Here is a 26,708-nt window from a genome sequence, read left to right on the forward strand (position 1 = left end):
ATGGCGATAAGGCGCGGACGCGGCGTCGCCGCGATCAACTACCCGACGGGCATGAACCTTGGCGGCGACCCGACGCAGGCGCTGGTGCATTCGACGCCGACCGGCAATTTTATGGTCACACTTTCGTCGGTCGATCTCGGCCAGGGCCTGAAGCAGATCATGGCGCAGATCTGCGCCGAGACCATCGGCGTGCCGACCGACCGGGTCACCATCGACACCGCCGACACCGACACCGGCCCGCACTGCATGGGTACCTTCGCCTCGCGCGGCACCCACCGCGCCGGCAATGCCGTCATCCAGGCGGCCAAGGAAGCGCGCCAGGTGATGTTGGAAGTGGCGGCGGAAGAGCTGGAGGTCAACGCTTCCGACCTTGAGACTGACGGCCAGGGCAATATTCTGGTCAAGGGCGCGCCGCAAAAGTCGATCTCGATCTTCGATGTCGCCTTGTCGGCGCATTTCAAGCGCGGGCGCTCGATATCCGGGCGCGGCATGTTCCTGATCCCGCGCTCCTATCCGGAGAAAGAGACCGGCGCGATGAAGCCGTCGACCTGCTACGCCCATGCCTGCACGGTGGCCGAAGTCGAGGTCGATGACGAGACGGGCGAGGTTACGGTGCTGACCGTGAAGAACGTCTTTGAGATCGGCCGCGCGCTGAACCCGAAAATGGTCGAGCAGCAACTGGTCGGCGGTTCCTGGATGGGCATCAGCCACGCGCTCTACGAAACGACCGAGCCCTATTATCCCAACCGCGACCATGGCGGCACCGACTTCAACCAGTATCTGATGCCGGGACCGGGCGATCTCGCCCAAACCGAGATCATCGTGCTGGAGCGGCCGTCGGCGGATGGTCCTTACGGTGCCAAAGGACCAGGCGAAATGTGCGCGAACCCGCAGATCCCCGCGGTTGCCAATGCCGTCTTCGACGCCGTCGGCGTGCGCATCGACACGCTGCCGATCACACCGGAGCGCATATTGCGCGCGCTGAAGGCGCAAGCGGCGAACTGAGGACGACATGCAGGAGCCGAATGCCGAGACTGTCGCGACCTCGCCGGAGGCGGTGGCACGCCACCTCGCTGGATCGCGCTACCTCGCCGACGACAGCCTGGCCACCGCCATCTTCCTGGCCATACGGCTCGGCAAGCCGCTGCTGCTGGAAGGCGCGCCCGGCGTTGGCAAGACCGAAGCTGCGAAGGCGATCGCGCAACTGCTTGGCCGCGATCTGGTGCGGCTGCAATGCTATGAAGGCATCGACGCAGCACACGCGCTCTACGAATGGAACTACCAGCGCCAGCTGCTCGCCATCCGCCATGCCGGCGAGCATGAGATCGACATCTATGACGACCGCTTTCTGATCGCGCGGCCATTGCTGCAGGTGCTGCGGGCGCCGGAGCAGCGCGTGCTGCTGGTCGACGAGATCGACCGCTCCGACCACGAATTCGAAGCGCTGCTTCTCGAATTCCTCTCCGACTTCCAGATCAGCATCCCTGAGCGCGGCACGATCCGCGCGGAGGCGCAGCCGATCGTCATCTTGACCTCGAACCGAACCCGCGAACTGGCGGAGGCGCTGCGTCGGCGTTGCGTCTATCACTGGATCGGCTATCCCGACGCCGAGCGCGAAGCCGCCATCATCATGCTGCGCGCCGGCGATGTCGCCGAGACCACCGCCCGCGCCGTGGCGGCCGCTGTGCAGGAGATCCGCGTCCGCCCGCTGGCCAAGCCGCCCGGCATCTCCGAGGCCGTAGAATGGGCCAACGCCGCCACCATACTGGAGAAAGGCGGCAGCCCATGGCCGCAAGCCTTCCGCCGAGCCATCGGTGTGCTTATCAAGGACGAGGAGGATTTGTCCGCGATCGCGTCGGAGCTTGGCCAGATTGTCGAGGAGGCGCTGGGGTGACGTGTGAGGTCAACAGCTCGTTCATATCGAGGTGGCCTCACCTGGGCACTCTGCAACGCTGGCGGGACAGCGCCCCCCTCTGTCCTGCCGGACATCTCCCCCACAAGGGGGGAGATCAGCCGTCATCCTGGCTTTCGCCAATCTCCAGCGGCGCAGAAAGAACCGAAGCGCCAAAGCTGCTGATCTCCCCCCTTGTGGGGGAGATGTCCGGCAGGACAGAGGGGGGCGCGAAGGAATGATGCGTCAGGGAACCCTTCCTCTCGCCTCCGCGCCCTTCCTCGACTTCGCCCGGCTGCTGCGCCGCCACGCCTTTGCCGTCGCCCCCGAGCAGGTCTGCAGCTTCATGCAGGCCATAACCCTGCTCGGCCCGCGCTCCATGGCCGACATCCGCGAGGCGGCGCTCGCAACGCTTGCCCCCCCGCCCGATCGCCGCGGCGAATTCGAGGCGCATTTTCGCAATCACTTCCATGGCGATGGCCAACCCTCGATCGAAGGCGAGGAAGACGAGGAAACCCGCATCAAGGACGATCACGGCACGCGCCAGGAGGAGAAACAGACCACGCGCCAGGAGAAAGGCGGCGAGCTGTCGTCGGCAATCGAACAGCTCAGCAGCCGCGACTTCCTCCGCGACAACGATGGCCTTGGGCCCTTCCGCCGCAAGCTCGCTTCAGCCCTCCCCGCCCGCCGCTCATTCCGCACCGTGCGCACCCATTCGCGCGGCAAGCTCGATCTGCGCCGCTCGCTCAGGGAAATCGTCAGCGCCGATGGCGATATCCCCTCGCCGCAGCTCCGCCGCCGCCAAACCGTTTCGCGCAAGCTGCTGATCCTGATCGATGTTTCCGGCTCGATGAAGCTGCATACATCGGATTATCTCAAACTGGCGCACGCCGCCGTACAAGGTGCTGACCGTGCCGAAATCTTCACCTTCGGCACGCGGCTCACCCGCATCACGTCCGCACTGCGTATCCGCGATCGCGACCAGGCTCTCGCCCGAGCGGCGGCACTCGTCGACGACTGGGACGGCGGCACGCGCATGGGACCGACCCTGCTCGCCTTCCTCTCGGTGCCCCGTTTCTCAGCCTTCGCCCGCGGCGCTGCTGTGATCATCCTGTCGGACGCGCTGGAGCGCGGCGACCATGCCGATCTCGAGACCGCAATGCGCCGGCTGAGCGCCCGCGCCTTTCGCCTGTCGCTGGCCACACCGCTGGCCGGTGACCCGCGTTTCCTTCCCGCCACGGCAGCACTCCGCGCCATCTTGCCCGATCTCGACGATCTCATCGACGGCTCGTCGCTCGGGAGCCTCACCGATTTCATCCTGTCGCTCGCCCGCCCGGCCCCGGCGGCGTCGGCAATCTGGAAAAGGGTATCGTGATGCAGAAAGCCATCGACGCGCATTTCCACATCTGGCGCCAGCAGGACCAGCCATGGCTGGTCGGGCCGATGGTGCCACGCATTTTCGGCCCCTACGAGCCGATCCGCCGCGACTATCCGATCGAGGAATTTCTCGCCGATCAGCAAGGCGCAGGTGTCGAGAAGGCCGTCTATGTCCAGACCAACTGGGCCAAGGAGGATTTCGAAAAAGAAGTCGCCTTCCTGCAGAAGACTGCCGACGAGACCGGCTGGCCGCACGCTATCGTCGGCTATACCGATATGACTGTCGACGATGTCCGGCCCCAGATCGATCGATTGAAAAAGTACCCGCTGCTGCGCGGCGTGCGCATGCAGCTGCATTGGCACGAGACGCCGGCCTTCCGCTTCGCTGCCTCGGCCGATCAGGTCATCGACCCCAAGGTGCGGGCCAATGTCGCGCGGCTTAAAGACTATGGCCTGTCCTTCGACCTGCAGCTTTTCCCTGCCCAGATGAAGGACGGGCTGACGCTGGTCGGCGAGAACCCGCAGATCAACTTCATCCTCACCCATGCCGGCATGCTGACCGGCATGGAGCCGGAAACCACCGAGGCCTGGAAAGCCGGCCTGAGTACGCTATCAACAGCGCCGAACTTCTACGCCAAGCTGTCGGGCCTCGGCACCTTCGCCCACCGCAACGATCCGGCGTTGGTTGCCTACATCGTCGACAATGCCATCGACATTCTGGGCGCTGACCACCTGATGTTCGGCTCCAACTTCCCGATCGAAAAACTCTGGACCAGCCACGCCGAACTGATCAAGGCGCATCGTGCCGCGGTAGGCAAGCATGGCGCGGCCGCCGAGGCGGATATCTTCTGGAACACGGCCGAGAAGGTTTATCGGCCGGTGTAAGCGTGGTGCCTTCACAATGCCCGCCCCAGAATCTGGACCATGTGCCGTTTGGCGCCGAAGCTGACCGGGCCTGCGATCCGCGCCGGTCCGAAGCCCTGCGCCTGCCAGAACCGAAGCCCCTGCTCGTTTTCGGTGAGCACACCGAGCTCCACGCGCTTGATCTGTTGCGATTTCAGCCGGTTGAAAAAGTCGGTGCAAAGGGTGCGCCCAACGCCTTGTCCGCGAAGGGCCTTGTCGATCATCAGCAAGGCGATCCACCAGCACCCCGCTTGCGGATAGTCGCGGTCGCAAGACAGCAAGCCGACAAACTCGCCATCGACGGCTTTCAATCCGAACACGAATTTGTCCGCCTCCGTCCGGTTGGGCGGAAAGCTTTCGAACTCCTCCCTTGCGCTGTCGGCTGTGGGCAACTCGCCTCGCTCAAGCAAGACGTAATCCGAGCAAGCCTGATATAACCGCACCAGCCGCGGCGCGTCGTTTCCAATTAGCCCTTCGATCTCGTAGCCGGCGAGCGAAATTGGAAATCTTGTCGTCTTGTCCATGAAACCCTAATCCGGAAGAGCACCCCTCACTTCACCTCGAACTCGGGATCGACCGGAATCTGCATCGCCGTCACCAGATGGTTGGTCTGCCCGGCCAGCCCGATGATCGACACCATCTCGCCATGCTGCGCATCGGTCATGCCTTTGGCGCGGGCAGCTGCCGTATGCGAGTGGACGCAGTAGGAGCAGCCATTGGCGGTCGACACCGCGATATAGATCATTTCCTTGGTCAGCGGGTCGATGGCGCTCTCCGTGGCCATCACCACCTTCACCTGTTCCCATGTCCGTTTCAGCAAGGCCGGATCGTTGGCGAGCCCACGCCAGAAATTGTTGACGAAATCCGATTTGCGCGTCGCGCGGATGTCGTCGAAGACCGCGTTCACGGCCGGGATTTTTTCGACCTCGGCGTCGGTCAGGAGTCTGGTGGCAGCCATGGTGTTTCCTTTCGTTGAATCGATGGATCAGGTCGTTGAATCAGATGTCGAGAAAAGGCGGCTAACCGGCTATTCCAATTCAGTCATACGGAATGACACAGAACCATGGCGATTGGCCGAAGCATCTCAGCGTCGTCATCCACGGGCGAAGCAGGCGCGAAGCGCCGTCGCGGAGACCCGAGGATCCATTCTGCGACCTCGCGGGAGGGATGCAGCGGCGCAAAATTCTGGACCGAAGAAACGCTCAGGAGTCCCGGCATGGATCCTCCGGTCTGCGCTGCGTCGCTACGCTCCTTGCTCCGCCCGTGGATGACGAAGGGATGGACGGCTCGGCTAATCTCCACATTGTTCAACCCAGCAGCACACCCCTTTCGCTTCCTGCTTCAACACCCTAATGAACCGCGGCATACATGATCTTCTCCTCCGTCGCCTCCGCCGGCGAGAACTCCTCCACGATGCGGCCCTGCCGGCACACCAGAATCCGGTCCGACAGGTTCATGATTTCCGGCAGGTAGGACGAGATCACGACCACGGCCAGCCCCTCATCGGCCAGCCGGTTGATGATCTGGTGGATCTCGGCGATGGCGCCGACATCGACGCCGCGCGTCGGCTCGTCGAAGATCACGATACGCGGCTGCTGCACCAGCCCCTTGCCGATCACCACCTTTTGCTGGTTGCCGCCGGAAAGTTCGACCACGCGGGCATTGTCGTTGATCGCCTTGATGTTCAGCGTCTTCGTCCATTCAGCGGAAAGCGTGCGCATCTCCTGCTGGTTGATCACCCAGGCCTTTTCGCGACCCGCCGCCAGGAGCCCGCCGAACAAATTCTCGGCAATGCCCATCGTCTCGAAAATGCCCTCGCTTTTGCGGTCCTCGGTAACATAGACGATGCCGTCGGCGACCGCTTCGCTCGGCACGATATAGCGCACCGGCCTGTCGTCGAGTTCAATCGCGCCACCGCGCAAAAAATCGCGCTTGTAGATGCCGGAGACGATCTTGAAGGTCTCGGTACGGCCGGAGCCGATCAGCCCGAACACGCCGGTGATCTGTCCCTCGAAGATCGAGAAGGAGGTGTTGCGCACGACATTGCTCATCGAAATGTCCTGCACCGACAGCACCTTCTTGCCCGCCTTGCGCAGCCTGGCCTCGTCGCGCTGGCGATAGATCTGTCCCGACAGCGTACGCCCAACCATGGCGGCGACGATCTTATCGCGGTCGAAGGCCGAATTGTCGTCGGTGATCACCAGTTCGCCATCGCGCAGGATTGTGATGCGGTCGGCGATCATCAGCGCCTCTTCCAATGCATGGCTGATGAAGACGATCGAGACGCCGTTCGCCTTCAGCCGCCGGATCAGCGCGAAAAAGTGCCGCTTCTCCTCCGGCGTCAGCGTCGCCGTCGGCTCGTCGAAGATGATGATCTCGGCATTGTGGTGAACGGCGCGCGCGATTTCGACCATCTGACGCTTGGCCGCGCCCAGCGTCGCCACCATGGCGTTCGGGTCGACCGGAAAGTTCAGCGATTGCAAAAACTGTTGCGCCGAAATGTAGGTGCCGCGCAGCCGGTTGAGAAACTTTTCGGTGCCGAGATAGAGGTTTTGCGCCACTGTCATCGACGGCACCAGGCTGGTCTCCTGGAACACCATGGCGATGCCGGCCTCGAGCGCCGCATGCGGCGAGGCGTAGGCGATCTCGCGGCCTTTGTGGAACATCTTGCCGGAAGTGGCGTCGACGACGCCGGCAATGATCTTGGTCAGTGTCGATTTTCCGGCGCCATTCTCGCCGAGCAGCGCGTGGATTTCGCCCTTGCGCAGTTCGAAGCTGACTTGTCTGACCGCGGGCACGCCGCGATAGTTTTTGGTGACGTTTTCCAGGCGCACGATCGGTTCCATCAGAGACCTCCTGCGTCGATGGCCAGCACGCAATCGCCGCCCCTGGAGGCGATGAACAGGCGGCCGTCCTTCTCCGCCACGCTGCAGATGCCGTGGCGCGTGCCGTCGGCGCGGCTGTGCAGGCTGAATTGCGGCTGCATGGTCCGGTCGAGCTTCACCACCAGCCCATAGGAGCGGCTCGGCGACCAGGGCTTGTGGATGCCCATGGTACGGATGCCGCCGCATTGCAGCGGTTCGAGGAAGCTGCGATTGGAGGCCAAAGCCGGCGCAATCCAGTAGGCCGGCGCCACCTGGTCTAGCATGTCGCGCCGATAGTGGGTTTCCTGGAGAACGAATTCGATCAGCCGGTTGCGTGGCGCGAACAGAGCCAGCCACGCGCCGCCATCGCCGGCCGGCGCGAGGCGCGCGGGATAGCCGGGCAGATGCGTCAGCATGGTCGAGCGGCTACCGGTCGCACCATCGAAGCGAACGAGCTGATGGCGCCAGCTTTCGCTGACCAGCACATCCCGCCCAATGGGATGCAGCCCATAGGGAAAGGCGATATCGCCGGCCACTTTGCGGAACTCGGCGGCGGCCGCGTCCCGCCTCCAAAGCGAACCGGACGCGCCCTTCTTCATCAGGTCGGCGGCCCATTGCGACGGCGTGTGCTCAGCCGAGCCATTGGCCAGCCACAACGTGCCGTCGTCTGCATAGGCAAGCGCGGTGATGCAGCTGACGCCGGCCGGCAGCGAAACCTCCTTGCCGGCAACCAGCAGCTTGCCGCTCTCAAGTCCGACCGTCAGTTCTCCCGACAGTGATAGAGCCAGCGCAGTGATGTGGGAAGGAAAGGTCTCGACAACCTTCGGCTCCACTCCTGCGGCAAGCGAATAGATGGCGTTGCCGCTGGAAGCGAGCAGCCGGCCATCGGCAACCAGCAGATTGTCGGGCTCGATCAGCCCGGCAAAAACCGGCGCATCATCGAGCCGCGTGTTGGGCCGGAAGGCGCCGTCGAGCGGTGGGATGGTCACCGCCTTGCCACGAAACAGGTCGAGCACAGGATCGAGGATCATGGCTTCGCTCCCCAATAAGAAGCGGAACTGGTCCAGTTCGGGTCGGCGCCCGCAATCTTGTAGCGGCCGATGCGGTTGTTAAGGATGCCGCCGACGAACAGGAAACCCTTGTGCTCGCGCATCGAGGTGACCATCGGATGCGCGCCGCCGGTGAGGTCGCCCATCGCCTCGATAATGCCGCCCTTGTCGTTGAATTTCACCACGCCGCCGGTGTTGATGTTGGGGAACAGCCACTCGTCCTGCGGCAGCCGGCGCGTCATGCGCTTGCGCATATCAGGATGGCGCAGCGACAGGTCGAAGCTCGGCGTGCGCATGCCGAGCCATGCCATCCAGTAATTGCCGTCGGAGGCGCGGTTGATGTTGTCGGGATAGCCCGGCATGTCGCGGATGACGCATTCGGCGGCGCCCGCCTTCGGCCCTTCCAGCCAGTAGCGATGCACGCGGCAGGCCCAGCTCTCAGCGAAGAACAGCGACTTGCCGTCATGCGCCATGCACACACCGTTGGTGTAGCGGTAGCCGTCGAGCAGTGTCTTCGTCGAACCGTCCTTCGGGTCATAGACCAGCAGCCGGCCGGTGGCGCGGTTCTCGATCGAGTCCAGTGCCCAATCGTGGGCGTCATAGCGCTTGGTGGAGTCAGTGAAATAGATGCGCCCGTCCGGCGCGATGTCGCAATCATTGGGGTCGCGCAGCCGCGCATCGTCGACGATCGAGGTCCAGGAGCGCGACGTCTCGGCCGACAGGCGCTTCACTTCCCGATCCGGCGAGACGGAATAGAGCCCCATGGCGCCGACGCAGCTGATCAGATTGCCCGATTTGTCGAAGGCCAGGCCCAGCGGAAAGCCGCCGATGTGGGCAAACACCTCCGATTTCACATAGTCCGGCGCGAAGAAGCGGACGATCTCGCCATGGCGCGTGCCGCAATAGAGGTGATCGTCGCGGTCGAGGATGACGTCTTCCGGCCCTTCCAACTCGCCGAGCCCGATATGGTCGGCCGCCGACAGCCGGTTGTCGAGCGCGTAGGGCGTGCCTGAGCCCGGCACCGCAGACTGTGTCTCGCCCATCTTGAGATAGACCGGCGCGACATAGACTTCGTTGAGCACCTTATGGCGGTTCTTCAGCCAGCGAATGTCGATCGTCACCGCCACCGCCAGCATGATGCCCAGCACCATCTGGTTGGTGCCGGTGCCATAGCCCAGCCGGATCAGCCCGTTGGTCATGGTCAGCACGATGATGGCGCCCATCAGCCCCTTGATGACCGAGCCGCGGCCACCACCCAGGCTGACGCCGCCGACCACCGCCGCCGTCAGCGCCATGATCTCAAGGTTGAGGCCGGTGCCCGGCCCTGCCCCACTCAGGCGGCAAGCGATCAGGAAGCCGCCGATCGAGGCGCAGAAGCCGGAAAAGACATAGGTCATGAACACGGTGCGGCGCACGCGAATGCCGGCATTGTGCGCCGAGCGCCTGGATCCGCCGACCGCCAGCACATGCCAGCCCGGCCGTGAGCGCGTCAGCGCGATATGGGTGACGATGGCAAGAATGATCGCCAGCCACACCGAGACCGAAAGCCCCCAGAAGGTGCTGTCGCCGATGAAGTCGAGCACATCGGATGTCGCCTGGGAAAGCTGCACGTCTGCGGCATAGGTGGTGACGAGAATATCGAACAGCGCCCGGCCAAAAATGAAGGTGACCAGCGTAGTCAGAAAGGCGCGCAGCCTGAGATAGCCGACGAGGTAGCCGTTGACGGCGCCGAAGATGAGGCCGGTGGCGAGCGATGCCGCCACCGCCAGCCAGATAGACTGTTCGAGAATGAAGAAGACATAGACGGCGGAGAAGCAGGACAGCGCGAAGATCGAACCGACGGACAGATCGATGCCGCCGCCCAGCATCACCACCGTCATGCCGGTGACCACCATCGAGAACTCGCCGAGCTGGCGGGTCGATTCCTGTAGCGAGGTCAGCTTGAAGAAGCCGGGAATGATCGAGCCGAACACGCTGAGCGTCGCCACCAGCGCCAGGAACGGAATGGCGTTGTCGGTCCAGCGTTTTGTCAGGATTTCGCCGACCAGATGGTCGGGCACGAGATTGTAGCGCCAGGACTGGAGGCGTTCGCGAAAGGACATCGGCGGCTGCTATTCCATGAGGGAACGAGGTGACCGGATTGTCCAGCCACCTCGTTTATTTCAGTCGAAAAAGCGCGGCTTACTTCGCCGCCGCTTCGGCCTGCAGCGCCTTCAGGTCCCAGCAGCTGTCGGGCTTGAGGTCGGCCTTGGTCGTAGCCTTCTCCAGTGTGTAGATGTAGGTGTGCGACGTGCCGGCCGGCTGGCCGCTCTGCAGCAGGAACTTGATGATAGCGTTCATGTCGCCGGACTGGCGAGCCAGATCGGTCATCACCACGGCGCCGTAAGTTCCGTCCTGCAATTTGTCGCAATCGGCCGCCTTCTCGCCGCCGCCGGTGGTGACCAAAAAGACCTTGCCGTCGAGCTTGGCGTCGCGGATGGCGGCGGATGCGCCGGTGGCGTCGCCATCCCAGAAGTCGATGATCGAGCAGATGTCGGGGTTCTGCTGCAGCATTGTCGTCGTCACGTTGCGCGACGTCGTCGGATCCCAGTTGGAGTCGGGCTTGGCCACGACTTTGAAGTCGGGGTGCTTCTCCAGCACCTTCATGATGCCGGCATACTGGTAGAGACTGGACGAGTTGGCCTGATCACCCTGCACAAGGCCGATCTTCTTCGACGAATTCTCGCCGCAGCCCTTGATCGCCGCTTCGGCCTCGAGTTGGCCGAGCCGGTCCCAGTCACTGCCGACAAAGGCGTCGGCCGGGAAGTTGGCGGGATTGTCGACCAGTATGACGTAGGTTCCGGCAGCCTGCGCCTTCTTCATCAGCTTGGAATAGGAGTTGAGATCCGGCGCATGGATGATCAGCACGTCCGGCCTTGTGTCGGACGAGATCGCGTCGGTGATCGCCTGTGCGCCGGCATCGACGACCCAGTTCGGATCGCGTGTTTCGAAGGTGCCGCCCCAGGCCTCGACTTCCGTCTTCAGATAGTGCGACCAGCCCTGCGCAAGGTCGAAGCCCATCGCCAGCGGCACCAGCATGACGCGCTTGCCCTTGAGCGCCTGCGCGTATGCGGCCGGGCCCGGATCGTCGGCGGCGAAGGTCGGCGCGACGAAGGCGGTAGCGGCCAGCGCCGTGGCGGCCGCCATCAGTGTTCTGATCAGTTTCATGTCACATCCTCTGTTTTTCACTTATTGCCGGCCGGTCCGCATGACCCGTCGGGTACCCCTTAGATGTCGCCCTGCTGCGCGGTCTGTTCGTCGCGCGGATTGATGATGCCGTCGACGATGATGGCCCCCAGCAGGATCGCCGCCTTGATCAGGTTTTGATAGAGCAGCGGAATGTCGATGATGGTCATCGCGTTCGACAGGATGCCGATCAGTGCAGCGCCCACCAGCACGTTGCGCACCCCGCCCCGCCCGCCGGAAAGGCCGATGCCGCCGATCACCGCCACCAGCACGATGTCATAGAGCAGCGTCGAGTTGACGACGCGGGTGTTGATCGAATGCAGGCTTGCCGCCGTAAGCAGGCCGGCGATCAGCGCGACAAAGGCCGAAACCACATAACGCAGCACCAGCATTGGCCGCACCGGAATGCCGATGTTGCGCGCGGCGACCGGATTGTCGCCGGCGAAATAGATGTAGCGGCCCCATTTGGTGTAGCGCAGGAACACGAAGAACAGGAAGGCGAGCCCGGCGAAGACGAACACTTCGATCGGAATGTCGAGGAAACGCAGGCCGCCGAGCAGCTCCACCCAATGGCCCTGAGGCACCGGCACCGCATCCTGCGTGATCAGTTGCGAGCGGACATAGCCGAAGACGAAGGAGCCGGTCGCCAGCGTCACGAAGATCGCCGGCACGTCGGCATAAGCGACGAGAAAACCATTGAGCAGGCCGATGGCGAGCACGCCTGCCAGCACATAGGCGAAGGCGAGCCCATCAGGCGTTCCGGCGTTGAGCAATTGCAGATACCAGGCGACCGACATCGCCATGATCGCCACCGCCGACAGGTCGATGCCCCTGCCGATTATGACGACCGCCATGCCGAGCGCCAAAATGCCCAGCACCGACACCGAGCGGACGATGGCAACGAGATTGTTGGCAGCGATGAAACCAGGCAGCCCAATGGCAGCGGCGACGAACAGCACCACGGCGATGGCAAAGACAATGCCTTCCTGATTCAGGCTCCTGACATTTGGCCAGCCAATCGTGTTCATGTCTGCATTCGCCCCGATGGCAGCTCTGCCACCCCTTCCGAAGAAAGCTAATCGGCTCGGCGCCGCTTCGTCAAATGAATCCGCGCTCGGAACGCCCGTTGGCAGTGATAATCTTCCAGTGGACGCACCGATTGCTAGAACTGGCGCAATCCTAGGAAAAGGCTGCGCTTTTGGCATTCCGTTGCACCATTGCGTGTATGCGCGAAGGTGCCGTTCTGAGGCGAAAGCACAAGGCGGAATTAATTGCCGCCTGAGCGGCGAAAATCGCGAATTCAGGTCCTGGTCATGTGGCCTGAAACTTCGGCGCCTGCACCGGGCGGCAGCACGAGGAACCGCAACGCCGCCACCAGCCCGATGGCGCCGATGACCAGGAAGGCGATGCGAAAATCGACGAGGTCGAGCGCCGGCCGGTGCCTGACGATCTGCGACAGGTTGAGGATGGCAGCCGCCACCGCCACGCCGAACAGCATCGATATCTGCTGCAGCATGGAGGACAAAGTCGCCGCCGAGTTGCGCTGCGCGGCATCGATGTCGGCGAAGGCCAGAGTATTCAGCGCCGTGAACTGCATCGAGCGCGTCAGGCCGGCGATCAGCATCAGCATCACTACCAGCGCCTGCGGCGTTTCGGGCGAGATCGCCGCGCAGGCCATGATCGAGGCCGAGGCGATCAGGCCGTTGACGACCATGACCGTGCGAAAACCAAAGCGTCGCAGCGTCGGCGTCGTCACCGTCTTCATGCCGAGATTGCCGACGAAGTAGGCCAGGATCATCAAGCCGGCATCGACCGGCGAAAGGCCAAAGCCGACCTGAAACAGCAGCGGCAAAAGGAACGGCGTGGCGTTGATCGCCACGCGAAAAATGGTGCCGGCGGCAAGCGTCGAGATGGCGAAGGTCTGCACCCTGAACGCGCTGAGATCGAGCAGCGGATGCGGCGCGCGCCGGAGATGCCGCACCGCCAGCCAGCCGATGACGATGCCGGCGGCAATCAGCAGCACGGCGGGCAAAGCGCCGTCTTCCGGATGTGCGATGCGCTCAAGGCCGTAGAGCAGCAGCGCGAGCCCCAGCGACGTGAGGAAAAACCCCGGCCAATCCAGCGGCTTGGGATCGGCCGCGCGGTCGCCCGGAATGAAGCGCGCGACCAGCCCGACCAGCCCAAGCGGGATGTTGATGAAGAAATTCCAGTGCCAGGAGAGATAGGTTGTGATGAAGCCGCCAAGCACCGGCCCGACCACGGGCGCAAACAACGCCGGCCAGGTGATCAGCGCCGTGGCGTTGAGCAGCTCCGACTTCGACGCATTGCGCAGCACCAGAATGCGCCCGACCGGCGTCATCAGCGCGCTGCCCAGGCCTTGCACGACACGGGCGGCAACGAACTGAGGCAGATTTTGCGAGAAGCCGCAGGCCAGCGAGGCCAGCGTGAACAGCACAATCGCCAGCAGGAAGATGTTGCGCGCGCCGAAGCGGTCGGCAAGCCAGCCCGACAGCGGCACGAACACCGCCATGGTCAGCATGTAGGCGGTGATGCCGATGCTCATCGCCACCGCCGTCACGCCGAAGGATTGTCCCATCTGCGGCAGCGAGGTCGAGATGATCGTCGAATCCAGCAGCTGCATGAAAAACGCGATGGCAACGATCAACGCCACGCGCCGCGCATTGCTGGCGGTTGCGGCGGAGGCCTCGGTGTCGGGAACGGCAGTCATAGCGAACCGCGTTGAACAGCATATGGCTGGCCCCGTCCAGAGCTTATCCAACAAACTTCCGTGTCGGCTCGCAGCCTGTTATGGATGGGCGGGCGGCCAAGGACATTGCATGAAGCCTATCTATATCGACTACCTCAATGCCCTAGATATCGAAGCCCTGGAGATGACCGACGGCGAAATCATTGCCGCTGTCGAAGCCGGGCTTATCGCGCAAGGCAATGGCCAGACGGTGATCGAGCCGCGCGTCCATCTTGAACCCGACCCTTCCTTCCATGGCCATTTCAACGTTCTGCGCGGCTACGTTGCGCCGCTCGACACGGCGGGCGTGAAAATCGTCGGCGACTATGTCGACAATTATCTGCACGGGCTCCCTTCAGAATTTGGCATTCTAAACCTGTTCGATCCGCGCACCGGCACGCCGCGCGCCATTCTCGACGCCACCGTCATCACCGACATGCGCACCGGCGCTGTCACCGCCATCGGCGCCAAACATCTGGCGCGCAAGAACTCCAAGGTGCTGGCCCATATCGGCGCGCGCGGCACCGCCTACTGGAATGTGCGCCTGCTCGACCATCTCTTCGACTTCGACGAGATCCGCGTCCATTCGCGCCGCCCGGAAAGCCGCGACGGCTTCGCCGCCAAACTCTCGGCCGATCTCGGCAAGAAAGTCACCGCGGTTGCCGACTGGGAAAGCTGCATCAAGGGCGCCGACATCGTCGTCGAAGCCTCACGGCTGCCGGAGCCGCAGCCGCTGCTCAAGACCGAATGGATCAAGCCTGGTGCACTGGTCGTGCCGTACGGCACGATGAGCGCGGTGGAGCTGTCGCTGACCGACATCATGCAGAAAATGGTCGTCGACGATTGGGGCCAGTGCAAGGGCGGCAAGTTCGGCTCGCTGCGCGCTCATGTCGAAACCGGAAGGCTGAGCGAGACCACGCTGCACGCCGAGCTCGGCCAGATCGCCGCCGGCCTCAAGCCGGGCCGGCAAAGCGACGACGAGACGATCCTGTTCTGGCATCGCGGCCTGTCGCTGTCCGACATTGCGCTGGGCAAGGCGATGCTGGCCAAGGCTGCTGATAAAGGCATCGGCCAGAGGCTGCGCTTCGCATGAGCGCGCTCGTCCTCACCGGCGCCGGCGTCAGCGTCGAGGATGTCGCGGCGGTCGCCCGCGGCGGCCGCAAGGTCGAGGTTGAACCGACTGTCATCGAGAGGCTCGACAAAGCGCGAAAAGTGCTCGACCAGGTCGCCGCGTCCGGCCAGCAGATTTACGGCCTCAACACCGGGCTCGGCGCCAATCTCGGCACGTCGGTCGAGGGCGATGCCAGCGCCTTCCAGCGCCAGTTGCTGGAAGGGCGAAGCGGCGCTGTCGGCGAACCGTTGCCCCAAGAGGCGGTGCGGGCGACCATGCTTGCGCGCGCAGCGATGCTGGCAGTCGGCGGCTCCGGCATTTCGCCGGTGGCTTTCACCGCCCTTGTCGATGCGCTCAATGCCGGCGTGCATCCGGTAATGCCGCAGTTGGGCTCGATCGGCGCCGGCGATCTCGTGCTGATGGCGGCGCTCGCCCGTCTGCTGACCGGCGACGGCGAAGCTGACTATCAGGGTCGGCGCATGCCGGCGGCCAAGGCGTTGATGATGGCGCGGTTGGCTCCGATCAGCCTGGCGCCGAAAGACGGCCTGTCGCTGATCAACGCCTCGGCGGTATCAGCCGGCACTGGCGCGTTGGTACTGGCCGACGCGCTGTCGGCCTTTGCGCAACAGCAGCAGGCGGGAGCGCTGACCATGGAAGGGTTTGGCGCCAACCGCACCATCCTCGATCCGCGCCTGCATCTGGCGCGGCCGGCAGCCTGCCAGCAACTCGCGGCCAAGGGCCTGCGCGACCTGCTTGCCCGCGACGAGGAGCCGACGCCGACCACCTTGCAGGACCCGCTGTCGATCCGCTGCATGCCGTCGATCCATGGCGCGCTGATCCAGGCGATCGACCAGGCGCGGCTGGCGCTGGAGATCGAACTCAATGCCGCCGCCGACAATCCGCTGGTGCTGGGCGATGACGGGCTGGTTCTGTCGACCGGCAATTTCCACACCGCATCGCTGGCACTTGCCTTCGAGACGCTCGGCCTGGGGATCGCGCAATGTGCCGCGGCAAGCGTTGCCCGCTTGATCCAGCTCGCCGGCTCCGGCCGCAACGGCCTGCCGAAATATTTGTCGCCGGTCGGCGGCGCCTCGGCCGGTTTCGTGCCGCTGCAAAAGACGGCAACGGCAATCCTGGCCGGCATCCGCCACAAGGCCAATCCGGTGATGCTGGATTTCCTTCCCGTGTCCGAAGGCGTCGAGGACCATGCGACGCAGACCCCTCTGGCGGTGTCGAAATGCGCCGAAATGATCGCGCTATGGCGCCGGCTGATCGCCTTCGAACTGATGGCCGCCGCGCAAGCCGTCGATCTGCGCGATAGCCTCAAGCTGGCGCCCGGCACCGCAGCGATCCATGCTGCGGTGCGCGCGCATGTGGCGATGCTGAGGGAGGACCGGCCGCTGGGAACGGATGCCGAGGTACTCCATGCCATGCTCGCCGACGGAACATGGCAAGGTGCAGCGATGATCGGCAAGGAGGCCGAGTAGTCAGCCCTTTGCGTCCACCCGTTTCATGAACAGGCTGAGCTCGGCCGGATCCATGCGCACGACATGCCTGTCTTCCGGATAGGCGCCGCTATCGACGTCGGCAACGTACTCGGAAAACGCCGCGACGCGTTCCGCCTGCAGACGATCGTACTCGGCGGCGAAGTTGCGGTAGACCTTGGAATGGCGCGGCATGTGGCCCCGGTTCTGGCCAAGAATATCGTCGGCAAACAGATATTGCGCGTCGCAGCCGGTGCCCGCACCCATCGACAGCATGATCAGCGAGGTCCGTTCCGAGATCGCCTTCGCCACCTCGATTGGCACCACTTCGATCTCGGCGCCGAGAGCTCCAACGGCCTCATACTGCTTGACCGCCTCAAAAATCTGCATGGCGGTGTCGGCGGTCTTGCCGACGGCCTTGAAGCCGCCGGTCCAGGTGGCGCGGGACGGAATGAGGCCGACATGGCCGATGACGGGGATCGCGTCGTCGGCGAGCCGCTTCACGGTGGCGAAACCGGCGCTGCAATAAACGGCGTCGGCGCCGGCCTTGTAGAGCCGGAACGCCCAGCGCAGGAAATCGTCCGCCGTGCCGATCTCATAAAAATTCTCGCCCGGCATGGTGAACAGGCTGGGCGCCGCATCGCGATACTCAGGGTTGAGCACCAGATCGGGCGGCACCGAGACGATATCGACCCCTGCCCGCTCGGCAGCCTCGGCCTCGTCCATGGTCAGGACGCGCAGCATGGTCAGCTGGCGCTTGCCCTTCATGGCGCGCAGATCGGCGACGGTCGGTCTCTTTCGGCTCATCGGGATGTCCCTGTTGGCTGGTTGCTTTTCCCGGTCACCTTACCGGCCCCGTAACAGGCCGGATAGAAGGCGGGTGGTTTATTCGCTACTCGGCCGCCGCCGACATATCGAGCTCGTGAAATTCACCGCGATAGGGCCGCGCCGTCGGCGGCAATTCGCGCTTGAGGAAATAATCCTCGTACCGCAGCTGCTTCAGCAGCACCGGCCAGACCTCGCGATAGGCATGCCACATGGACGGGTTCGCCGCCGGCAGGTCGTGCTTGACCAGCTCGTGCAGCCTCGGCAGCGCATGGTAGGGCACCATCGGAAACATGTGATGCTCGACGTGGTAATTCATGTTCCAGTAGATGAAGCGGCTGACCGGGTTCATGTAGACGGTGCGCGTGTTCAGCCGGTGGTCGACGACATTGTCGGCCAACCCGATATGCTGGAGCAGGCCGGTCAGAACCATGTGCCAGCTGCCATAAAGACGCGGCAGGCCGATCAGCACCAGCGGCAGCCATGAACCCAGCGCGATCGCGAGGGCGATCGTCGCAACGTACACGGCGACATGCCAGCGCGCCGCCGTGATGGCCTTGCCCTGTTCGGTCTCAGGAATGTAGCTCTTTTCGTCGTCCGACAGCTTGCGCAACGCTTGGCGCGCCAGGATCGGCAGCGAATAACGGAAATCGAGAATGCCGGTGAAGGCAAGCGCCGCCTTGACCAGATTTGGCGGCCGCATTACCGCGATCTCGGCGTCACGGCCGACGATGATCGTGTCGGTGTGATGCCGCGCATGGCTCCAGCGCCATTGCACCGGATTGCGCACCACCATGAAGCTGCCGATTTCGTAGATCGCATCGTTCATCCAGCGTGTGCGGAAAGCGGTGCCATGGCCGCATTCGTGCCAGCGCGAGTCGCTCGACGATCCATACAGCACGCCATAGACGAGCAGGAACGGCACCACCCACCACGTGCCCCAGAACCAGATGATGCCGGCGGCCGAGCCCAGGATGGCTGCGATCCAGATGATGGTATCGCGGATCGCCGGCCCGTCGGAGCGCTGCATCAGTTCCTTCATTGCCTTGCGCGGCACGTCGGTGTGATACCACTCGGCCGAGGCCAGCCCGGTCTCGATCGCCCGGCGGGTGCTTTCGCCGACCAGGCCGTAATCGCGCTTTGTCTTGGCCGCCGTCGCCATCACCGTCTCGCCTACCTCAAAGCCCGTTGGCGCGGAATTTCCCGTCGAGGAATGTCTTTGCGCGCGGCACGTCCTCCTCGGTCAGATGCTCGATAATGACCGGGATGTTCGGGTGCTTTTCGCTGAGCCGCTTCAGATAGAGGTCGTAGTTGAGCGAGCCGAGACCGGGCGCCGGCAATTCGATCTCGCCGACGCCGCGGAAGGTCAGCCCCTCATGCGCATCCGCATCGCCGATATCGGCATGCTTTTCCGTCTTGTCGCTGCCGGAGCGTTTCACATCCTTGGCATGCGCGATCCGGATCTTGTCGGCCAGCGTGTCGAACACCTGGTTCAGCACCTGGTCCATGCGGTCGATATTGTGCGCCTCGAAATAATTGGTCGGATCCATCAGCAGGCCGAGGCCTGGATGGTCGACCTGCGCGAACATTTTGACCGTCTCCTCGACCGAGCCGACGACATTGTTGACATAGGTTTCGAGCAGGAACACCGCGCCGTGGTCGTAAGCCGTCTGGGCAAGGTCCGAGATCACCTTGCGGCATTCCTCGAAGCCTTCCTCGGTCTTGTTCCTGGGGTGATGCACCCAGTCGGATTCGGTGTTGTATGTGCCGGTCTCCGAGATCACGTAGGGCGAGCCGAAGGCGCGCGCATTGCGGATGATTTCCTTGAGATAACCGACGCGCTTGTCGCGCTCGGATTTGTCGGGATGAATGATGTTGGTGTAGCCCGAGATGCAGCAGACCGGCAGATTGTGGTCGCGAAACGTGTCGCGCACTGTCCTCGCCTTGTCCCCGGTGATCTGCCCGGCCGTGAGATCGACATCCCTGAAATGCATGTCGAGCTGCACCGTGTTGAAGCCGAGTGCACGGATGCGGCGGGCGGCCTCGGCGAGCTCATAGGGGAAATAGCCGGTGAAGATACCTGCCTGCATCATGATGTGAACTCCTCCCGGTAAGCGATTCAGCCGCCACACTATTCGGCGGGCATGTTCAGTCGATCGATATCTCGGACAGTTTGACGGTGCGGCCTTGCGCCATCGAGCGATAGCCGGCCTCGACCAGTGCCATTGTCTTGACGTTGTCGGCCACCGACAATGCCGGCGGCGCACCGGTCTTCACCGCGTGCTGCAATTGCTCCATGACGCCGATGAAGGCGTGCGGGAACCACATCGTGTCCCAGCTCGGGCTCACCCATTTGCCGCCGGTCGTCTCGGTCGACGCATAGGTCAGCGTCGAGGCAGCGCCTTTCGGCCAGCCGATGGTGCCCTTCGCGACACCCTTGGTGCCGTCGACGCGCCAGTTGATGTGCTGGTCGTCCTCATAGCCTTCCTGGCGCGGTCCGGACCAGACATCCTCCAGCGACACGGCGAGCACGCCGCAGGGAAAGCGCAGCGTCGAGACGGTGATGCCGTCTGAATGGTCGAATGTCGTGCGCGGATCCTTGCGCGTCAGCGTGGTGATTTCCGAGGGATCGCCGAACAGGAAGCGCAGCACGTCCAGATGATGCACGCTCATATTGGCGAGCGTCAGCCGGTCGTAGTCCTGAAGGAAAGTCTGCCAGTGCGGGATCGCATGCATGTCGATCTGCGCAAAGACGATGTCGCCCAGCGCGCCGCTGTCGATGATCTGCTTCAGGACGCGCATCGACTGGTCGTAGCGCATGTTCTGGTTGACCGAGAGGATCTTGCCTGACTTGGCTGCCTCGTCGCGCAGCTTCACGGCTTCATCGACCGACAGCGCCAGTGGCTTCTGCGCCAGGATCGCCTTGATGTGAGGCTGCTTCAGCGCATGGCGGATCAGCGCCGGCTGCTGGTCGGGCGGAAAGGCAAGGTCGACGATCTCGACCTCAGAATCCTCGATCAGCTGTTCCGGTGTGTCGTGGACGGTCGCAATGCTCCAGCGCTTCGCCACCTTCTCGGCGCTGGCCTTGGTGCGCGAGGCGATGGCGACGACTGGGAAACCGGCCTGCGCATAGGCGGCAAGATGGCATTCGGCCATGATCATGCCGGCGCCGATGCAACCGATCCGGTATTCGCTGGTGCGAACCCTCACATCCGGCTCGAAACCCTGGCCTGCCATCCATTCCTCCCTTGGACGACAGGATATAACGCCATGGCCGGCCCATCAGCCAAGGTCCGCTCCATCAATTCCCATCAGAACCATGCCGGGGTGACGGTGCGAACTAGTTTGCGGCAATCAGCACGGTGCTTTCCGGCGACCAGCTGAGCATTACATTCTGGCCCTCGGCCAGCCGGTCACTGCCGGTATTCTGGACGATGACTTTCAACGTCTGGCCGGCACGCTCGACGAAATAGGTGCTGTTGTTGCCGGCGAAAATGCGCTTGGAGATCTGGCCCTTCAGAGCGTTGGCATTGGCCGCATCCGCAACCCCGGCATCGGTCGCGATGCGAATGCGTTCGGGACGCACGGCGCAGCTGGCCTTCGTACCGGCGGCAAGCCGATCACCCACCCCGGCGGCGATCGCCGTGCCGTCAGGCAGCCGGATGCCGTTGCCGGTCGCATCGCCGCGAAAAATGTTTGCGTCGCCAAGGAAGGTGGCGGCGAATTCGCTCTTCGGCCGGTCGTAGATTTCCTCCGGCGGCCCTTCCTGCACGAGCCTGCCGTCCCGCAATATGCCGATGCGGTCGCTCATCGTCAGCGCCTCTTCCTGGTCGTGGGTGACGAAGATGGTGGTGATGCCGATCTCGCGCTGGATGCGCTTCAGCTCGATCTGCATGTCGACGCGCAGCGCCTTGTCGAGCGCGCCGAGCGGCTCGTCGAGCAACAGCACGCGCGGCTTGGTGACGATGGCGCGCGCCAGCGCCACACGCTGGCGTTGGCCGCCGGAGAGCTGGTGCGGCCGGCGCTCGCCGAGCTTGCCGAGCTGAACCAGATCGAGCGCGCGCTGCACTTCGGTGGCGATCGTCGCTTTCGTTTCGCCGCGCACCGACAGGCCGAAGGCGACATTATCGGCGACGCTCATATTGGGAAACAGCGCATAGTTCTGGAACACCATGCCGATGCGCCGCTTTTCGACCGGCACCCGTTCCACACTCTCGCCGCCAATGGCGATGCGGCCGGAGTCGGGAAAGTCGAAGCCGGCGATTTGCCTGAGCAGCGTGGTCTTGCCGCTGCCCGAGGGGCCAAGCAGCCCATAGAAACCGCCATCGGCGAAATCGATGGAGACGTGGTCCAGCGCCTTGTGCGCGCCAAAACTGCGGGAGACGTTCGATACCTGCACGCCGGCCATTATTTCTCTCCGCCGAATTTGAAGAAGCGCGCCGTGAACAGCATCAGCGCCATCGACACGACAATGATGATGGTCGAGACCGCGTTGATCTCGGGCGTGAACCCCTTGCGGATCGCGGCGTAGATTTCGACCGGCAGCGTCGTCTGCCCCGGCGTCGCCAGGAAGTAGGAGACGACAAACTGGTCGAACGACACGGCAAATGCGAACAAGCCGCCGGCAATGACGCCGGGCATGATCCACGGCAGCGTCACACGCGCGGTCACCTGCCACTGGTTGGCGCCGAGCGAGCGCGCCGCCTCTTCCAGCTCCGGTGCAAAAGCCTGCAGCCGGGCCGAGACGACGACGATGACATAGGGCAGCGCCAGCGCCACATGGCCGAGCAGGATGGCTAACAGGCCGCGGCCAATGCCGACGCCGAAGAAGAAGATCAGCATCGCCGTGCCGGTGATCAGCCACGGAATGGCGATCGGCGGAAACAGCAGCGCCTGCAGCACTTTCTTGCCGCGGAAGTCGTAGCGGAAGAGCGCCAGCGAAGCGGCCGAGCCAAGCACCACTGAGATGAGCGTGGTGATGACCGCGATCTCGAGGCTGTTCCAGGTCGCCGCGATCAGCTGGTCGTTCTGCCAGAGCGAGGCATACCATTCCGTCGTCCATTCGAACGGCAATTGGTAGAAGGGCGAGACGTTGAACGACATCAGCGCCATGATGATGATCGGCAGATAGAGGAAGACGAGCAGCAGTCCGATGTAGAAGCGGCCTAGTCCTTCGATTATGCGGGTCGTCATCATCAAGCAGCCCTCCGCAGCACCGGCGAGGCAACCGCCAGGATCACCAGCACCACCGCCAGCAGGATGAAGGAAAGCGCCGCCCCCAGCGGCCAGTTGAAGACGGCGACGAACTGGTCCTCGATCACCGTGCCATAGAACGTGCCGGTGCGGCCGCCGAGAATGCGCGGCTCCATGAACGAGCCGACGACCGGCACGAAGATCAGTGCCGCACCTGCCACCAGGCCGGGCATAGACAGCGGGATGATCACCCGCTTCAGCACCTGCAGCCGCGAGGCGCCCAGCGAACGTCCGGCCTCGATCAGCGAGTCGTCGATGGCCTGCAAAGTGAGGTAACAGGTCAGCACCATGTAGGGCACGTAGGAGTGCACCAGGCCGATGATGACTGCGGGGTAGGAATACATCAGGTCGATGTTGATATTGAACGGCAGCACGGCGTTGAGCGCCGTGTCGAGGATGCCGCCCTCGCGCAGCACCATCGCCCAGGAGAAGATGCGCACCAGCCCGTTCGACCAGAACGGCAGGATGACCAGCAGGAAGATCGCCTCGCGGCTGCGCCCCTTCAGCACCTTGGCCAACACATAGGCTGCGGGATAACCGATGACGACGCACCACAAAGTCACTTCGAGGCCGAGCCGCAGCGAAGCGAGCAGCAGCGTCAGGTACAGGCTCTGCGAGAAGAAGGCGGCGTAATTGCCAAGGGTCAAGGCCCACGGCTTTCCCGACAGCGGCAGGTCGGTCATGAAGGAGAAGAACACCATGGCCGAGAGCGGCAGGAAGATCGCCACCGTCAGCCAGAGATAGGCCGGCGCCAGCAGCGGCAGGGCCGATCTCAGCCCGCTGCGCGACGCGACCGCACCCTGTACCGCCATGATACCCTCCTCCCCAGGATTGAAGGGCCAGCCGGCGCCAACCGCCGGCTGGTCGGGACGTGAGCGTTACTTCACGTCGACTTTGAGCTGCTGCCACAGCGCCAGATAGGCCTCGCGCTGCGCGTCGGTGATCGGCGCCTGGAACTGGATGCGCTTGGCCACCTCGGGATCGCCCATCACCTTGCGGTTGAAGGAGTCTTCAGGCAGCGCTTCCACCGCCTTGGTGTTGGCCGACACCGGAGCGCCGACCTTGGTGACCCATTCGACATAGAATTTCGGATCGATCATCCAGTTGATGAAGGCCTGCGCACCTTCGACATTCTTCGAGCCCACCGGGATCGAGAACGCGTCGAGCCAGGCGACGGCGCCTTCCTGCGGAACGACCAGCGAGACCGGCAGCTTGAAGTGGGTCTTGGCGCGATCGGCCGAGCCGCTCCAATAGGTGCCGATGTCGATCTGGTTGGAGGCGACCATCTGGTTCCAGTCGTTCTCCGAACTCCAGAACGTCTTGATCTGCGGCATCAGCGAGGTCAGCTTCGCCTTGACCGCTTCCATATCCTTGATGTCGTTGATATTCTGACCGGTGGCGATGGCGCCGAACTGCACCGCTTCGACAGCGTCGTCGCGAATGACGACCCGGCCCTTATGCGCTGGGTCCCACATTTCGGCGATCGAGGTCGGTGGCTTGTCGAAGGACTTTTCGTTGATTGCCAGCGCCGTCAGGCCCCACACCCACGGCACGCCATAGACCTTGCCGTCATGGTCGAGCATCGGCGATTGCGCCTTGTCCTTGCTGATGTCGGCATAGTTCGGCAGCTTCGAGACATCGATCGGCTGGATCAGCTTTTCCGCCATCGCCTGATCGTTGAAGGCGGCGTTGATCATGACCACGTCATAGAGGCCCGGATTGGTGCGGATCTTGGTCAGCATTTCCTGTTCGGAATTGAAGAAGTCGTTGACGACCTTGTTGCCGGTCGCCTTTTCGAAGGCTTCGATCGCCCACGGCTCGTCGGCGCCGTAGCCCTTCCAGTTGAGCACATGCACTTCGGCGGCACTGGCGGCCAGCGTGAGCGCGGAGGTGATGACGGCGGTCGCCGTCAGCAGGGCAGTCAGTCTTGGCATGCGCATGTTCGTTCCTCTCTTGTTTGCCCGCTTGGCGGGTCAGGCTGTCTGATGGGCCTTCTGGTTCTGGCCCGGCTCGCCCGTGGCGGCCTGGCTCAGGAAAGTCTGGATCTCGCTGTCGGTCGGCGCCGATGAGCCGCCATGGCGGGTGACGGAAAGTGCTGCCGCCGCATTGGCATAGCGCGCCGCCTCGAAGGGATGCACGCCGCGCGAGAGTGCACTGACGAAACCGCCGATATGGGTGTCGCCGGCGCCATTGGTGTCGATGGCATCGACCTTGAAGCCGGCAATGGTCTGCGTCTCGCCATTGACCAACCTCACGAAACAGCCCTTGGCGCCGGCGCGGATAACGACGCCTTCGGCCTTTGGGCAGTGGTCGGCGAGCAGCCGGGCGGCGAGTGCCTCGACATCGCCTTGCCCAGCGATCTCGACCGCTTCCGTCATGTTGCAGCTCAGCCATGTCGTACGGGCAAGCACCCGCGAAAGGATGGGACGTGGGATATCCGCGATGACCGGCGTTGGATCGAAAACGAAGGGAATGTTTTCTGGCAGCGCCTCGATCCAGTCGGTCAGCGCGTCGCGGCTGCCGGAATAGCTCAGCGTATAGCCCGACGTGAACACCCAATCATCAGGCGCGACCACCACGGGCCTCATCATCTCGAGGCTGAGAAAGCTCTCCGCACCGGGCCACGACACGAAGGTGCGCTCGGCATCCCCGGAGATCATGGCGACGCAATTGCCGCTGTCCATGACCGGCGATGGCGACGTCAGCGTTATGATGCCTTCGGCCGCAAACGCGGCGCGCAAGAAATCGCCATTCGGTCCGCTGCCGAGCTGGCCGCCGAACACAACCGTCATGCCGGTGCGGCTGGCCGCGACCATCATGTTGAAGCCGCCGCCGGCGACCTGCGCAAAGCTCGACGCGGTCTTCTCGCAGCCCGGCGCCGGCAAGGCGTCGATGCGGTAGACATAGTCGACGACGGCGCTGCCGATATGGACCAGACGCCCACTCATGCCGCGGCATCCTTGCTGGCCTTTGCCGTGCGCGCCGCGACGAGGTCTTCGGCAAGCGAGCGCACCTCCCCCATATCTATGCCGACGAGCCCGGCAATGTGTTGTTGCGGCAGTTGCGAAAAGCCGACGCAGGCGCCGGCCATGCCTGAGGCAATCGCGCCGATCGTGTCGGTGTCGCCGCCGAGATTGGCGCTGATGATTGCCGCTTGCCAGGGATCGCCCTGCGCGACTTCAAGCACGGCGAAAGCTGCCGGCACGGACTCCTGGCTGGCCACACCGGTGCCGACGAGATCGGTGATGAGCCCGATCGCATCCCGCGTGGTCTTGCCGCGCACGAGCTCCTGCGCCCAGGCGATACGCGCGGCGATATCGCCTCCAGTCACCCAATGTCCGAGCCGGGCGCCTCGCCGCGCGGCTGCTACCGCGCTGTCGGAAGCGGCACGCCAGTCGCCACCGGCGACGCCGTGGCTGGCGGCGGCGGCAACTGCTGCGGCCGAAGCGATGGCGATCGAGGTGTTGTGCGTGGCACGGCAAGTTTCGGCCACCTTGGCGACGAAAGCGTCGAGCGGTTCCAGCGGCATCATGATGCCGACCGGCGCGATGCGCATGGCCGCGCCATTGGTGTCGCCCCGGCTTCCCGCCTCTTCCGCCGGCACGCCGTCATTGATGGCGTCGATGGCGCGCTTGGTCGATGGTCCCAGCAGGTCATAGCTGCCGCGCGCCTTGACCTCGCGCTCCCAGTCGAGCAGTGCGTTCACCCAGCGCGCATGATCGAAGCGGTCGCCGGACTGGACCAGAATGCGACCAAGCAGCAGCGCCTGTTCGGTATCGTCGGTGATGGTGCCGGCAACGAGCCCCTTCGACACCGGATGATCGGCAAACGGCGCCACGAAATCCTCGACATGGCCGTATAGCTCGGCGATCCGCGCCGGCGACAGAAGCTGCGTCGGCATGCCCAGCGCATCACCGAGCGCCCCACCGACAAGCGCGCCCATGGCGCGATCGAGCGTGTCGTTGGTTCTGTCCGGCATC

The 26,708-nt window shown here is 63.7% G+C and carries 24 protein-coding genes; 6 read left to right on the forward strand and 18 right to left on the reverse strand.

The features are described 5' to 3' along the window. From AC3EMP_RS26230 to AC3EMP_RS26245, 4 genes are all read left to right on the forward strand, one after another. A complete protein-coding gene (locus AC3EMP_RS26230; RefSeq protein ID WP_023699673.1) occupies nt 1-1,005 on the forward strand; it encodes a xanthine dehydrogenase family protein molybdopterin-binding subunit in 1,005 nt (334 codons plus the stop codon). A 7-nt stretch (nt 1,006-1,012) separates the two neighbouring features. Further along, on the forward strand, nt 1,013-1,894 hold the full coding sequence (locus AC3EMP_RS26235; protein WP_352597577.1) for an AAA family ATPase: 882 nt from the start codon (nt 1,013-1,015) through the stop codon (nt 1,892-1,894). Between the two features lie 235 nt (nt 1,895-2,129). Then, entirely contained in the window at nt 2,130-3,266 is a 1,137-nt protein-coding gene (locus AC3EMP_RS26240) for a vWA domain-containing protein (protein ID WP_352499684.1), read from the forward strand. After that, the gene (locus tag AC3EMP_RS26245; protein ID WP_352499683.1) at nt 3,266-4,153 is read left to right on the forward strand and encodes an amidohydrolase family protein; all 888 of its coding nucleotides are present in this window, start codon (nt 3,266-3,268) and stop codon (nt 4,151-4,153) included. The genes AC3EMP_RS26240 and AC3EMP_RS26245 overlap by 1 nt, the downstream gene beginning before the upstream one ends. Nucleotides 4,154-4,164: 11 nt before the next feature. On the opposite strand, the gene AC3EMP_RS26250 is transcribed toward AC3EMP_RS26245, so the two are convergent. The 8 genes from AC3EMP_RS26250 to AC3EMP_RS26285 form a co-directional block, all read right to left on the reverse strand. Then, nucleotides 4,165-4,695 carry a GNAT family N-acetyltransferase gene (locus tag AC3EMP_RS26250; RefSeq protein ID WP_352499682.1) on the reverse strand — a complete coding sequence of 177 codons (531 nt, stop codon included), beginning with the start codon at nt 4,693-4,695 and terminating at the stop codon, nt 4,165-4,167. Nucleotides 4,696-4,721: 26 nt separating this feature from the next. Then, nucleotides 4,722-5,129, reverse strand: coding sequence for a carboxymuconolactone decarboxylase family protein (locus AC3EMP_RS26255; protein ID WP_352499681.1), 408 nt, complete (start codon nt 5,127-5,129; stop codon nt 4,722-4,724). 391 nt (nt 5,130-5,520) lie between these two features. Next, nucleotides 5,521-7,017 carry a sugar ABC transporter ATP-binding protein gene (locus AC3EMP_RS26260; protein WP_352597133.1) on the reverse strand — a complete coding sequence of 499 codons (1,497 nt, stop codon included), beginning with the start codon at nt 7,015-7,017 and terminating at the stop codon, nt 5,521-5,523. Continuing rightward, entirely contained in the window at nt 7,017-8,066 is a 1,050-nt protein-coding gene (locus tag AC3EMP_RS26265; protein WP_352710906.1) for an SMP-30/gluconolactonase/LRE family protein, read from the reverse strand. The genes AC3EMP_RS26260 and AC3EMP_RS26265 overlap by 1 nt, the downstream gene beginning before the upstream one ends. Beyond that, nucleotides 8,063-10,186 carry an ABC transporter permease gene (locus AC3EMP_RS26270; RefSeq protein ID WP_352710903.1) on the reverse strand — a complete coding sequence of 708 codons (2,124 nt, stop codon included), beginning with the start codon at nt 10,184-10,186 and terminating at the stop codon, nt 8,063-8,065. The genes AC3EMP_RS26265 and AC3EMP_RS26270 overlap by 4 nt, the downstream gene beginning before the upstream one ends. A 79-nt stretch (nt 10,187-10,265) precedes the next feature. After that, nucleotides 10,266-11,291 (reverse strand): sugar ABC transporter substrate-binding protein, encoded by a 1,026-nt coding sequence (locus AC3EMP_RS26275; protein ID WP_023668177.1) that lies wholly within the window; start codon nt 11,289-11,291, stop codon nt 10,266-10,268. Between the two features lie 59 nt (nt 11,292-11,350). Beyond that, on the reverse strand, nt 11,351-12,337 hold the full coding sequence (locus AC3EMP_RS26280) for an ABC transporter permease (RefSeq protein WP_023699681.1): 987 nt from the start codon (nt 12,335-12,337) through the stop codon (nt 11,351-11,353). A gap of 272 nt (nt 12,338-12,609) precedes the next feature. Then, nucleotides 12,610-14,037, reverse strand: coding sequence for a DHA2 family efflux MFS transporter permease subunit (locus AC3EMP_RS26285; RefSeq protein ID WP_352710900.1), 1,428 nt, complete (start codon nt 14,035-14,037; stop codon nt 12,610-12,612). Between the two features lie 109 nt (nt 14,038-14,146). Here AC3EMP_RS26285 and AC3EMP_RS26290 point away from each other — a divergent pair, with 109 nt between their 5' ends. Together AC3EMP_RS26290 and AC3EMP_RS26295 are read left to right on the forward strand one after the other, a co-directional pair. After that, the gene (locus tag AC3EMP_RS26290) at nt 14,147-15,148 is read left to right on the forward strand and encodes an ornithine cyclodeaminase family protein (RefSeq protein ID WP_023696222.1); all 1,002 of its coding nucleotides are present in this window, start codon (nt 14,147-14,149) and stop codon (nt 15,146-15,148) included. Next, complete coding sequence (locus AC3EMP_RS26295; protein WP_023823208.1) at nt 15,145-16,653, forward strand: HAL/PAL/TAL family ammonia-lyase; 1,509 nt, start codon at nt 15,145-15,147, stop codon at nt 16,651-16,653. Before AC3EMP_RS26290 ends, AC3EMP_RS26295 begins: the two co-directional genes overlap by 4 nt. On the opposite strand, the gene AC3EMP_RS26300 is transcribed toward AC3EMP_RS26295, so the two are convergent. The 10 genes from AC3EMP_RS26300 to AC3EMP_RS26345 form a co-directional block, all read right to left on the reverse strand. Next, entirely contained in the window at nt 16,654-17,457 is an 804-nt protein-coding gene (locus tag AC3EMP_RS26300; RefSeq protein ID WP_352710896.1) for a 3-methyl-2-oxobutanoate hydroxymethyltransferase, read from the reverse strand. 85 nt (nt 17,458-17,542) lie between these two features. After that, entirely contained in the window at nt 17,543-18,637 is a 1,095-nt protein-coding gene (locus AC3EMP_RS26305; RefSeq protein ID WP_352710893.1) for a fatty acid desaturase family protein, read from the reverse strand. Between the two features lie 16 nt (nt 18,638-18,653). Then, complete coding sequence (locus AC3EMP_RS26310; protein ID WP_352710891.1) at nt 18,654-19,568, reverse strand: sugar phosphate isomerase/epimerase family protein; 915 nt, start codon at nt 19,566-19,568, stop codon at nt 18,654-18,656. Between the two features lie 55 nt (nt 19,569-19,623). Then, nucleotides 19,624-20,712 (reverse strand): Gfo/Idh/MocA family protein, encoded by a 1,089-nt coding sequence (locus tag AC3EMP_RS26315; protein ID WP_352710888.1) that lies wholly within the window; start codon nt 20,710-20,712, stop codon nt 19,624-19,626. Between the two features lie 103 nt (nt 20,713-20,815). Continuing rightward, nucleotides 20,816-21,883 (reverse strand): ABC transporter ATP-binding protein, encoded by a 1,068-nt coding sequence (locus AC3EMP_RS26320; protein ID WP_023712103.1) that lies wholly within the window; start codon nt 21,881-21,883, stop codon nt 20,816-20,818. Next, complete coding sequence (locus tag AC3EMP_RS26325; protein WP_352710885.1) at nt 21,883-22,671, reverse strand: ABC transporter permease; 789 nt, start codon at nt 22,669-22,671, stop codon at nt 21,883-21,885. Before AC3EMP_RS26325 ends, AC3EMP_RS26320 begins: the two co-directional genes overlap by 1 nt. Continuing rightward, nucleotides 22,671-23,540 carry an ABC transporter permease gene (locus AC3EMP_RS26330; protein WP_023712105.1) on the reverse strand — a complete coding sequence of 290 codons (870 nt, stop codon included), beginning with the start codon at nt 23,538-23,540 and terminating at the stop codon, nt 22,671-22,673. Before AC3EMP_RS26330 ends, AC3EMP_RS26325 begins: the two co-directional genes overlap by 1 nt. 66 nt (nt 23,541-23,606) lie before the next feature. After that, nucleotides 23,607-24,668, reverse strand: a complete 1,062-nt coding sequence (locus AC3EMP_RS26335; protein WP_023687931.1) for an ABC transporter substrate-binding protein — start codon at nt 24,666-24,668, stop codon at nt 23,607-23,609. Nucleotides 24,669-24,701: 33 nt separating this feature from the next. Further along, complete coding sequence (locus tag AC3EMP_RS26340) at nt 24,702-25,676, reverse strand: PfkB family carbohydrate kinase (RefSeq protein ID WP_023714831.1); 975 nt, start codon at nt 25,674-25,676, stop codon at nt 24,702-24,704. After that, nucleotides 25,673-26,707: an ADP-ribosylglycohydrolase family protein gene (locus AC3EMP_RS26345; protein ID WP_352710880.1), complete on the reverse strand. Its 1,035-nt coding sequence runs from the start codon at nt 26,705-26,707 to the stop codon at nt 25,673-25,675. The genes AC3EMP_RS26340 and AC3EMP_RS26345 overlap by 4 nt, the downstream gene beginning before the upstream one ends. Nucleotide 26,708 lies beyond the last annotated feature (1 nt).

The organism is Mesorhizobium sp. P160219 (genome assembly GCF_057786095.1).

What these genes read in the sequence shown, in the direction of transcription:
- AC3EMP_RS26290 (WP_023696222.1), top strand. Translation starts at nt 14,147, where the DNA reads ATGAAGCCTATCTATATCGACTACCTCAATGCCCTAGATATCGAAGCC.
- AC3EMP_RS26285 (WP_352710900.1), bottom strand. Translation starts at nt 14,037, where the DNA reads ATGACTGCCGTTCCCGACACCGAGGCCTCCGCCGCAACCGCCAGCAAT.
- AC3EMP_RS26260 (WP_352597133.1), bottom strand. Translation starts at nt 7,017, where the DNA reads ATGGAACCGATCGTGCGCCTGGAAAACGTCACCAAAAACTATCGCGGC.
- AC3EMP_RS26345 (WP_352710880.1), bottom strand. Translation starts at nt 26,707, where the DNA reads ATGCCGGACAGAACCAACGACACGCTCGATCGCGCCATGGGCGCGCTT.
- AC3EMP_RS26335 (WP_023687931.1), bottom strand. Translation starts at nt 24,668, where the DNA reads ATGCGCATGCCAAGACTGACTGCCCTGCTGACGGCGACCGCCGTCATC.
- AC3EMP_RS26230 (WP_023699673.1), top strand. Translation starts at nt 1, where the DNA reads ATGGCGATAAGGCGCGGACGCGGCGTCGCCGCGATCAACTACCCGACG.
- AC3EMP_RS26245 (WP_352499683.1), top strand. Translation starts at nt 3,266, where the DNA reads ATGCAGAAAGCCATCGACGCGCATTTCCACATCTGGCGCCAGCAGGAC.
- AC3EMP_RS26325 (WP_352710885.1), bottom strand. Translation starts at nt 22,671, where the DNA reads ATGATGACGACCCGCATAATCGAAGGACTAGGCCGCTTCTACATCGGA.
- AC3EMP_RS26305 (WP_352710893.1), bottom strand. Translation starts at nt 18,637, where the DNA reads ATGGCGACGGCGGCCAAGACAAAGCGCGATTACGGCCTGGTCGGCGAA.
- AC3EMP_RS26340 (WP_023714831.1), bottom strand. Translation starts at nt 25,676, where the DNA reads ATGAGTGGGCGTCTGGTCCATATCGGCAGCGCCGTCGTCGACTATGTC.
- AC3EMP_RS26270 (WP_352710903.1), bottom strand. Translation starts at nt 10,186, where the DNA reads ATGTCCTTTCGCGAACGCCTCCAGTCCTGGCGCTACAATCTCGTGCCC.
- AC3EMP_RS26310 (WP_352710891.1), bottom strand. Translation starts at nt 19,568, where the DNA reads ATGATGCAGGCAGGTATCTTCACCGGCTATTTCCCCTATGAGCTCGCC.
- AC3EMP_RS26320 (WP_023712103.1), bottom strand. Translation starts at nt 21,883, where the DNA reads ATGGCCGGCGTGCAGGTATCGAACGTCTCCCGCAGTTTTGGCGCGCAC.
- AC3EMP_RS26275 (WP_023668177.1), bottom strand. Translation starts at nt 11,291, where the DNA reads ATGAAACTGATCAGAACACTGATGGCGGCCGCCACGGCGCTGGCCGCT.
- AC3EMP_RS26265 (WP_352710906.1), bottom strand. Translation starts at nt 8,066, where the DNA reads ATGATCCTCGATCCTGTGCTCGACCTGTTTCGTGGCAAGGCGGTGACC.
- AC3EMP_RS26235 (WP_352597577.1), top strand. Translation starts at nt 1,013, where the DNA reads ATGCAGGAGCCGAATGCCGAGACTGTCGCGACCTCGCCGGAGGCGGTG.
- AC3EMP_RS26315 (WP_352710888.1), bottom strand. Translation starts at nt 20,712, where the DNA reads ATGGCAGGCCAGGGTTTCGAGCCGGATGTGAGGGTTCGCACCAGCGAA.
- AC3EMP_RS26330 (WP_023712105.1), bottom strand. Translation starts at nt 23,540, where the DNA reads ATGGCGGTACAGGGTGCGGTCGCGTCGCGCAGCGGGCTGAGATCGGCC.
- AC3EMP_RS26300 (WP_352710896.1), bottom strand. Translation starts at nt 17,457, where the DNA reads ATGAGCCGAAAGAGACCGACCGTCGCCGATCTGCGCGCCATGAAGGGC.
- AC3EMP_RS26280 (WP_023699681.1), bottom strand. Translation starts at nt 12,337, where the DNA reads ATGAACACGATTGGCTGGCCAAATGTCAGGAGCCTGAATCAGGAAGGC.
- AC3EMP_RS26255 (WP_352499681.1), bottom strand. Translation starts at nt 5,129, where the DNA reads ATGGCTGCCACCAGACTCCTGACCGACGCCGAGGTCGAAAAAATCCCG.
- AC3EMP_RS26295 (WP_023823208.1), top strand. Translation starts at nt 15,145, where the DNA reads ATGAGCGCGCTCGTCCTCACCGGCGCCGGCGTCAGCGTCGAGGATGTC.
- AC3EMP_RS26250 (WP_352499682.1), bottom strand. Translation starts at nt 4,695, where the DNA reads ATGGACAAGACGACAAGATTTCCAATTTCGCTCGCCGGCTACGAGATC.
- AC3EMP_RS26240 (WP_352499684.1), top strand. Translation starts at nt 2,130, where the DNA reads ATGATGCGTCAGGGAACCCTTCCTCTCGCCTCCGCGCCCTTCCTCGAC.